This is a genomic window from Microbulbifer mangrovi, from assembly GCF_002009015.1.
Classification (GTDB): domain Bacteria; phylum Pseudomonadota; class Gammaproteobacteria; order Pseudomonadales; family Cellvibrionaceae; genus Microbulbifer; species Microbulbifer mangrovi.
In genome coordinates, this window is record NZ_LZDE01000305.1 from 22,904 (window position 1) to 32,053 (window position 9,150).

The window sequence follows — 9,150 nt, forward strand, 5'->3', positions numbered from 1 at the left end:
GGCGCATCTCACGGCTACCGGGACAACCGGTGGCCGTTTTTTGTCTGTGTTCTCCCACTTCCCACCGCCCATAAAAGTGGGACTCACCTGTATGAAAGTGGCAACAGCCGGTGCCCTGGCACCGTGCTACTGTCTGCCGCTGCACTGGAAGTTCCCGCTGCCCCATCACCGGACACAATCGGGGTGAGGCGGGGAGTGGTTGGTGCTGTCTGGTGCGTCTCAGTAACTGGAGTATTAGGCGTTCCCCGTAGGTTGCGCCCGGGTGCTCCCGTGACCAGGCATTCAGACAATGGTGATGCAGGGACAATAACTATCATAAGAGGTGAACTATGGCCGGGATCCAGGCTCCAGTGACCAATATAAATACCGATGCGGGCTCCTCCGCTAACGCTGCCGGCGGTAACTTTCGCTTTGCGCTGACCGCGCTGACCGTGCTGTTTTTTATGTGGGGCTTTCTTACCTGCCTCAACGATATTCTGATTCCTCACCTGAAAGCGGTTTTCAACCTGAGCTACACCCAGGCCATGTTGATCCAGTTCTGCTTCTTTGGTGCCTACGCCACGGTGTCACTGCCGGCGGGCGCACTGGTAAAACGTATCGGCTACCAGAAGGGGATTGTGGGAGGCCTCACAGTCGCGGCAGTGGGTTGTCTACTGTTTTACCCGGCAGCCGAAAGCCACTCCTATCCGGTCTTCCTGGGGGCGCTGTTTGTGCTGGCCTCGGGCATTACCCTGCTGCAGGTCTCGGCCAACCCTTATGTGACCGCACTCGGTGATCCAGCCACCGCATCCAGTCGCCTGACCATGACCCAGGCGTTCAATTCTCTGGGTACAACGGTCGCCCCCTTTTTCGGCGGTGTCCTGATTCTTTCAGCGGCCACGGTTGGCGCAGAGGCCCTGAGTGCCGACGCGGAAGCGGACGCGGTCAAGATTCCTTACCTGATGCTGGCTGGTGTTCTGGCGGCGCTGGCGGTGATCTTCAGTCGTCTGAAATTGCCCAAAATCGAGATGGAAGCAAACCGTACCGTAACGGCTGAAGGGGACTCTGTATGGTCCCACCGCCATCTGGTGCTGGGCGCGGTCGGTATTTTTGTGTATGTGGGCGCTGAGGTGTCCATCGGCAGCTTCCTGGTGAACTTCCTCGGTCTCGATAGCGTTGCGGCGTTGGAAGAGGCCAAGGCGGCGCATTACATCGCCTACTACTGGGGTGGTGCCATGGTAGGGCGCTTTATCGGCGCAGTGGTCATGCGCTCGGTATCGCCGGGGCTGGTGCTGGCGTTCAATGCGGGGGCGGCCATCCTGCTGGTGTTTGCCGCGATTCTCGGTTCTGGTTCGCTGGCCATGTGGGCCATCCTGCTGGTGGGACTGTTCAACTCGATCATGTTCCCGACCATTTTCAGTCTCGCACTTCAGGGACTGGGCAAGCAGGCGGGGCAGGCATCCGGGGTGTTGTGTCTGGCCATTGTTGGTGGTGCCATCGTGCCGCTGATCCAGGGCGTTGTGGCGGACACCGCAGGCCTGCAGATTTCCTTTCTGGTACCGGTGGTATGTTACCTGTATATCGCTTACTACGGTCTCAAGGGATCGAAAGTCGCTGACTGACCGGGCGTTACTGCGTTCCCAGCACCTGGTGCTGAAGTTAAAAAAGGGAGGAAAGCCTGGGCTTTCCTCCCTTTTTCGTTTGTAAGTGTCGTCCGGCTCAGTGGGCGTAGGTCAGGCAGTTGACCGAATCACCGCTGTAGCCGAGCTCGATCTGCTCAGCGCTGCACTCGAAATCCTCGTTGTGACTGCAGCCAGTGACTTTGCAGGCACCTACGCCAGCAACGCGCGCGCGCTTGGTGTGCTGGTGGTTGCTGAAAAAGGTATCGCAATCCGGATCTTCACCGTCGCCAATGGTGATGGCGCGGGCGTGACAGGCGGAATCGGTATTGTAGGCGCACTCGGTGGCGGCACAGCTGCTTACTTCTGGCATGTCGGTAGCAATGATCATGGCGCAATTCTCTTTTGATTATCCTGGAAGGATCAAACTCCCGCATTGAGCCTAGTTGAGGGGGCATGGGTGTCAAATTAACTGGCGTGTGAATGCGCCTGTCCCGTTGATGTCCAGTTGGCGCAATAATCGTCACTCTTGATCTGGATCAATCGTCACTTTTCATGGGAGAGAAGAATCGCCGCTTGCTCCGGCTCGCTGCGAGTTACTGATACTGGCGAGTCAATGGAAAGAGGTATCCGCCATGAGCAGTAACAAATTGACCACTTCCGCCGGCGCGCCTATCGCCGACGACAACAACAGCATTTCTGCTGGTGAGCGCGGCCCGCTGACGTTCGACAATTTCCGGATGTTCGAGAAGCTGGCGCATTTCAACCGCGAGCGAATTCCAGAACGTGTGGTGCACGCGCGCGGTACCGGCGCCTATGGCACCTTCCGTCTGAGTAAGGACATGAGTGACTGGACCATTGCCGACTTTCTGCAACAAGCGGGATCGGATACCGAGGTTTTCGTGCGTTTTTCTACGGTAGGCGGCGGTCAGGACTCCAGCGACTACGCGCGGGACCCCCGTGGTTTTGCCATCAAGTTTTACACCAAAGAGGGAAACTTCGATCTGGTGGGGAACAACACACCGGTGTTCTTCCTGAATGATCCATCCAAGTTTCCGGACTTTGTTCACTCGCAGAAAAAGAACCCGCGCAGCAACTTACCGGACCCGGCGGCGAGCTTTGAGTACTGGGCCAATCACCCGCAATCATTGCATCAGATGACCATACTCATGTCGGATCGGGGAATTCCCCTCAGTTATCGGCATATGCATGGCTTTGGATCGCACACCTTCAGTTTCTGGAATAAAAAAGGCGAGCGCTTCTGGGTGAAGTGGCACCTGAAAACCCAGCAGGGAATCAAGAATGTTCGCAGCGAGGATGCGGCAAATTATCCGGCTTTCGGCGCCCAGCAGGACCTGGTGGAATCTATTGATGCCGGTGATTATCCAAAGTGGAAAGTGCAACTGCAGATACTCTCCGAAGAGCAGGCAAAAAAACTGTCGGTAAATCCGTTCGACCTCACCAAAGTGTGGCCGCACGATGAAGCGCCGCTTGTGGATATCGGGATGCTGGAGTTGAGCCGCAATGTGGAAAACTATTTTGCCGAGACCGAGCAGGCCGCATTTGCACCCAGCAATCTGGTACCGGGGATCGGCGCGTCTCCAGACAAGATGCTACAGGCGCGCCTGTTTGCCTATCAGGACGCACATCGCTACCGCGTGGGCGCCAACGTGAACAGCATTCCGGTGAATGCGCCCAAATGCCCGGTGAACCACTATCAGCGCGATGGGGCCTTTGCCGCTAGTCAGGGCCGCGGGGTGCACTTTTTCCCTAATGACCGTATCAATCAGGGCGCACCGGTACCGGAGCCATCCGTAGCCGAACCGCCCATGCCATTGGAGCGGGACGCGTGGGTGAAACCCCACAGCCAGGATAACCTCGATTATTACTCTCAGGCCGGAGCGCTGTTCCGCCTGATGGGGGACGACCAGAAGCAACAGCTTGTGGATAACATTGCCGGCGGTTTGTGTCAGGCCAGCGCGTCGATCCAGCAACGCATGCTGGTGCAGTTCGGCAAAGCGGACGCTGTGTATGCCGAGATGGTAAAAGCGGCTTTGGATTCCGCACTGGAATCGTGACCCTGGAGATAACTTTGTAGAACCTGATGGATTCCTGATTCTCAGCGAGAGCGGCGGGGGACACCCGCCGCTCTTTTTCGTTTCCGCATCCTTTTGTGATCCAGCGCTCGACTATTCGCTAATTGCCCTCCGGCTTCTCCTTCAGGTATACAGGGAGTTGAATTTTCCTGTCCGCCGCTGCGAGAAGACCATGATCGGCAAGCCCCTGTTGCTATTTTTTGCCCTGTTATATGTGGCACTGCTATTTGTGGTGGCGTGGCGGGCAGACCAGCGCAAGCAGTGGATCCAGCGTTTCCGCCCGATCATCTACGGTCTCACCCTGGCTGTGTATTGCAGCTCCTGGACATTCTTTGGTGCCGTGGGGCAGGCGGTCAGCGATACCTGGAGTTACCTGCCCATATACCTGGGGCCAATCCTGTTATTCGTGTTTGCCGGCGGTTTCCTGCGCAAGCTGATGCAGGTCGGGGAGCGTCAGAAGGTCACTTCCATCGCAGACTTTATTGGCTCCCGCTACGGCAAGAGCCGCGGACTTTCCGCGCTGGTGACACTGCTGGCCATCGTCGGCAGCCTGCCCTATATCGCCCTGCAGTTGCGTGCGGTAACCATGGGCTGGCAGGCCATTGGTGGAAGCGGTGAGGGGGACACCTTCGTCAACCTGGATACGGCGCTGGCCACCGCGCTGCTGATGGGGTTATTCGCAATCCTGTTCGGGACGCGACACCTGGAAGGGCGCGAGCGCAACCTGGGGGTGGTGGTGGCGATCGCCATGGAGTCGCTGGTGAAACTACTGGCATTCGCCGCGGTGGCGGTACTGGCACTTTGGTTGCTGGTGTCCGGTGGCAGTGGAATGGAATTGCCGCGCAGCGAGTGGAACCTGGATTTTCAGGGGCTGGTGCCAGATGTCAATTTTGTCACCCAGACCCTGCTGGCAATGGCCGCGATCATCTGCCTGCCGCGGCAGTTCCATATGGCAGTGGTGGAGTATCGCAACCCGGACGACCTGCATACCGCGCGCTGGCTGTTGCCCGCCTACCTCGTATTGTTCTCTGTCCTGATTCTGCCGATTGCACTGGTCGGGCAACCGCTGGTGGCGGCCGGGCTCAGTGAGCCCGACACTCTGGTGCTGACCCTGCCGCTACAGGATGGCCAGAATGCACTGACCATGCTGGCCTACATCGGCGGTTTCTCCGCCGCGACCGGGATGGTGATCGTCGCCGCTGTGACCCTGGCGGTGATGGTTTCCAATGAGCTGGTGGCACCGGTGTGGCTCTACCTGAGCCGTTATACCCACTTGACCGCAGTCTCCCTGGGGAGACACCTGCGGCTGATCCGCCGCGTGAGTATCTTGCTGCTGATGCTGTTGAGCTGGGGAATGCACCGGGCCATTACCGGCATGGAAGCACTGGCGTCGATTGGCCTGCTGTCTTTTGCCGCGGCGGCGCAACTGGCGCCGTCCTTAATAGCAGCGCTTTACTGGCCCAGGGCCCACAGGCGGGGCATCTGGGCGGGGCTGATCGCCGGGTACGGGCTGTGGTTGTATTGCCTGGTGTTGCCGGCGACTTTCCCCGGAGCACTTCTGTTGGAGCGTGGTGCTTTCGGACTGGAATGGTTGCGACCGCAGCAACTGTTCGGGCTTTCCGGGCTCGATTCCCTCAGTCACGGGGTGTTCTGGAGCCTGCTGTTCAATGTGGTATTGCTGGTCGGGGTATCTTTTTTCTGTCGCCAGAGTGCGGGGGATATTCGCCAGGCGATTGCTTTCGTCATTCCGGAACAGAGTGATGAACCGGTGCCGGATATGGTGCCCACCAGCATCCGTATGGGACAGCTACACAGCCTGCTGCAGCCGTTTGTTGGGCGCGACCGGCTGGAGGAAATCTGGAATGAATTCGAGCAGCGCAGCCAGCAGCGCCTGTTGCCCGACGATGCCGCACCACGTTTTGTGATTGGCGAAGCGGAGCGCACTCTGGCGGGGATCGTGGGTTCCGCTGCGGCACATCAGGTGATGGGATTGTTGCACAGTAACCGGCCGCTGAAACTTGAGGATATTGCGCGGCTGGTGGACAGCACCTCGGAGCGGTTGCGTTTCAGTCAGGAATTGCTGCAGACCACGGTGGAAACCATCAGCCAGGGCATCAGCGTGGTGGATGCCGAACTGCGGTTGGTGGCCTGGAACCGTCAGTACCTGGAGCTGTTCAATTACCCCGAGCGACTGCTGTACATCGGCTGTCCGGTGGCCAATCTCTATCGACACAATGCAGAGCGCGGCCTTTACGGTGACAGTGACGATCCTAAGGTGCTGGAAGCGCATGTGCAGCGGCGACTGGATTTGTTGCGCCACGGCAGCGCACACCGGTTCGAGCGCCGCTTGCCGTCCGGGGCCATTGTCGAGGTACGCGGTACGCCCATGCCCGGAGGTGGCTTTGTCACCACATTTACCGATATCAGCGAGTACCGCGCAGCGGTGGATGCGCTGGAGGAAAACCGTCGCAGTCTGGAAGTCCGGGTGCAGCAGCGCACTGCGGAATTATCGGATAGCAACCGGGCACTGCAGCAGGAGAACCGCCGTCGCGCCGAGGCGGAAGTGAAAATCCGCGAGCTGCACGCGGCCAAGACCCGGTTCCTCGCGCACACCAGCCACGATCTGCTGCAGCCGATCAACGCCGCGCGCCTGTTTATCGCCTCTCTGCAGCAGAAAGCCGCAGCCGGCAGCTGGCGGGAGATGGGGGACGACATTCACTACATCGACAGCGCACTCACTTCCGCAGAGCAATTGATTGGGGCACTGCGGGAAATTAGTCGGCTGGATGCGGGTAGCCTGACACCCAAGCGCGCGAGCTTTCCTTTGCGCGAGCTGCTGGACGGACTCAATGCGGAATTTTCCGCACTGGCCAGCGAACGCGGACTCTCCCTGCGCTATGTGCCCACCGATGCCTGGGTCTATTCTGACCGCCACCTGCTGCGGCGGATATTGCAAAACTTTCTCAGCAATGCGCTGCACTACACCGCCCGTGGAAGGGTGCTGCTGGGAGTGCGGCGGCGCACTGAAACTACCGGCGAAGGCGATCCCTGCAAGGTGCTGGAAATCCAGGTGTGGGACACCGGCCCCGGTATCGCCGCTGATGCGCGCGAGGAGATTTTCGACGAGTTTGTGCGTCTTGGCAGTAGTGAGCGCAGTGCGGATAAGGGGCTGGGGCTCGGCCTTGCGATTGCGCGTCGCAGTGCGGACCTGCTAGGGCACCGCCTCGGCCTGGAATCTATCCCGGGTCGCGGTTCCATGTTCAGTATCCGCGTGCCGGTGGGCGAGGTACAAACGACTCTAAGTCCGGCACCCAGTGCTGGCGGTACCGCGAGCCTGGCATCGGCGGCGGTACTGTGTATCGACAACGAACGACAGATTCTGCGCGGTATGGAGAGCCTGCTGACGGGCTGGGGGTGTCGCGTGGTTACTGCTGTATCGCTGGATGAGGCACTGGCGCGCTGGCAGTTTTCCACGCCACCGGAAGTGGTCATTGTCGACTATCACCTGGATCACAAGGCGACCGGAATCGATGCGTTGGAAGCGCTGTGTGCACGCTGGCAGTTGGCGCTGCCAGGCATATTGATCAGCGCCGACACCTCGGAAGCGGTGCGCAACAGTGCCTCAGAGCGGGGCTATTTTTACCTGGCCAAACCGGTGAAGCCTGCAGCGTTGCGTAACCTGATCCGGCGGCTGGTGCGCAGTGCGCAGGTTAAGCAATAGGGCCGTTGTTCCTGATGGGGGATTAGACAGCCCTTCAGTTGACGGGCTTGGATTCCGGTCGCTGCGGCGGTGCAAACTGTCCCGGCGGCTCCACATCCAGACTGCCCAGTGCCAGTACCGCCTGAGTGCGGGAATTGACGTTCAGCTTGCGGAACAGGGCAGTGAGGTGCGCCTTGACGGTGGCCTCGGTGACCTGCATTTCGTAGGCAATCTGTTTGTTTAGCAGACCCTCTGCCAGCATCGTAGCCACGCGGAACTGTTGCGGGGTGAGGGTGGCGATCACATCCACCACTTCGGCATCGTCTCCGGTAATGTCGCCGGCCTGGTAGCGCTCTGCCACAGCCGGGGGCAGCCAGATTTCGCCTTCGAGACTCTGCTGCAGGGCATTGGCAATCTGTTCCAGCGGGGCCGATTTGGGCAAGAATCCACAGGCGCCATAGTCGATGGCGCGGCACATGATTTCCGGCTTTTCGTTGGCGGATACCACCATCACCGGCAGCTGTGGATACTGGCCATTGAGGAAAATCAGCCCGCTGAAACCGTGGGCGCCGGGCATGTGCAGGTCGAGCAGTAGCAGGTCGCAGTCCGGGTGTTCCGCCACACACTGTTGCAGGCTCTGCATGTCGCAGGCCTCGAAGATGGTAGCGCCGGGAAAGTTCTGCTGGATAGACTGTCGCAGGGCGCCGCGGAACAGCGGGTGATCGTCGGCAATGATGAACTGCCGTGCAGCCTGTTCGCTACTGGTGTGAGAATTCATCGCTATACATCCCTTCTTTCGTGGGACCTTCCCCGGTTGTCTGGATCCAGTTTAATAGAACCAGTTTACTGGGAAAGTCGCCGCGCTTCCTGTCGAGATTTTTTATTGATACCGGGGTACATCCTGTTACACCGGTTGGGATTATTATTTTTATTGGTTGTTCTGCGCTGGATGCGTTGGAAAAGACGTGCTGCAACGTATGGCGGGTTGGGAAAGTATGCCTATTTCCCAACCCGCGTTTGGTTATCAGGCCGGGATCGCGGCCGCGCGATTGGCTACCAGGTCGTCCACCACACCGGGGTCGGCGAGGGTGGAAGTGTCGCCGAGTTGATCGCACTCATCGGCGGCAACCTTGCGCAGGATTCGGCGCATGATCTTGCCGGAGCGGGTTTTCGGCAGTCCCGGCGCCCACTGGATAACATCCGGTGTGGCGATGGGGCCGATCTCGCTGCGCAGCCAGTTGCGCAGTGTGGTGTGCATGGCTTCGCTGGGCTCGATGCCGCTGTTGAGGGTGACGTAGACGTAGATTCCCTGGCCCTTGATGTCGTGTGGATAACCTACCACCGCGGCCTCGGCGACGGCCTCGTGGGCCACCAGGGCACTCTCCAGCTCCGCGGTGCCCATACGGTGACCGGATACGTTGAGCACATCGTCAACCCGTCCGGTGATCCAGTAGTAGCCGTCTTCGTCCCGGCGCGCGCCGTCACCGGTGAAGTACATATTGTCAAAGGTGCTGAAGTAAGTGTCCGCAAAGCGCTGGTGATCACCGAACACGGTGCGCATCTGTCCCGGCCAGCTGCCCAGTAACACCAGGTTGCCCTCGGTAGCGCCTTCGAGAATATTGCCCTCGTTATCCACCAGCGCCGGCTGTACGCCGAAGAAGGGGCGGGTGGCGGAGCCTGGTTTCAGCGCTGTGGCGCCGGGCAGCGGAGTGAGCATGGCAGCGCCGGTTTCGGTCTGCCACCAGGTATCCACAAT

General features: G+C 59.4%; 6 protein-coding genes. 3 read left to right on the forward strand and 3 right to left on the reverse strand.

Going from position 1 to position 9,150, the window contains the following annotated elements:
• Positions 1-329: 329 nt before the first annotated feature.
• A complete protein-coding gene (locus B4U49_RS09500) occupies positions 330-1,601 on the forward strand; it encodes a sugar MFS transporter (RefSeq protein WP_078084360.1) in 1,272 nt (423 codons plus the stop codon).
• A 97-nt stretch (positions 1,602-1,698) separates the two neighbouring features.
• Here the strand turns inward: B4U49_RS09500 and B4U49_RS09505 are convergent, their stop codons facing one another.
• Complete coding sequence (locus B4U49_RS09505; RefSeq protein ID WP_078084361.1) at positions 1,699-1,989, reverse strand: DUF1540 domain-containing protein; 291 nt, start codon at positions 1,987-1,989, stop codon at positions 1,699-1,701.
• Between the two features lie 244 nt (positions 1,990-2,233).
• On the opposite strand from B4U49_RS09505, the gene B4U49_RS09510 reads away from it, so the two are divergent.
• Positions 2,234-3,676, forward strand: a complete 1,443-nt coding sequence (locus B4U49_RS09510) for a catalase (protein ID WP_078084362.1) — start codon at positions 2,234-2,236, stop codon at positions 3,674-3,676.
• Between the two features lie 157 nt (positions 3,677-3,833).
• Positions 3,834-7,415 (forward strand): PAS domain-containing hybrid sensor histidine kinase/response regulator, encoded by a 3,582-nt coding sequence (locus B4U49_RS09515; protein WP_239692546.1) that lies wholly within the window; start codon positions 3,834-3,836, stop codon positions 7,413-7,415.
• 34 nt (positions 7,416-7,449) lie between these two features.
• Here the strand turns inward: B4U49_RS09515 and B4U49_RS09520 are convergent, their stop codons facing one another.
• Together B4U49_RS09520 and B4U49_RS09525 are read right to left on the reverse strand one after the other, a co-directional pair.
• Positions 7,450-8,172: a response regulator transcription factor gene (locus B4U49_RS09520; protein WP_078084364.1), complete on the reverse strand. Its 723-nt coding sequence runs from the start codon at positions 8,170-8,172 to the stop codon at positions 7,450-7,452.
• Positions 8,173-8,418: 246 nt separating this feature from the next.
• Positions 8,419-9,150, reverse strand: a 732-nt coding sequence (locus tag B4U49_RS09525) for an AMP-binding enzyme (RefSeq protein WP_143735607.1), incomplete at its 5' end; no start/stop codon positions are given.

Coding starts and splice junctions, on each gene's coding strand:
- B4U49_RS09500 (WP_078084360.1), top strand. CDS start 330: ATGGCCGGGATCCAGGCTCCAGTGACCAATATAAATACCGATGCGGGC.
- B4U49_RS09510 (WP_078084362.1), top strand. CDS start 2,234: ATGAGCAGTAACAAATTGACCACTTCCGCCGGCGCGCCTATCGCCGAC.
- B4U49_RS09505 (WP_078084361.1), bottom strand. CDS start 1,989: ATGATCATTGCTACCGACATGCCAGAAGTAAGCAGCTGTGCCGCCACC.
- B4U49_RS09520 (WP_078084364.1), bottom strand. CDS start 8,172: ATGAATTCTCACACCAGTAGCGAACAGGCTGCACGGCAGTTCATCATT.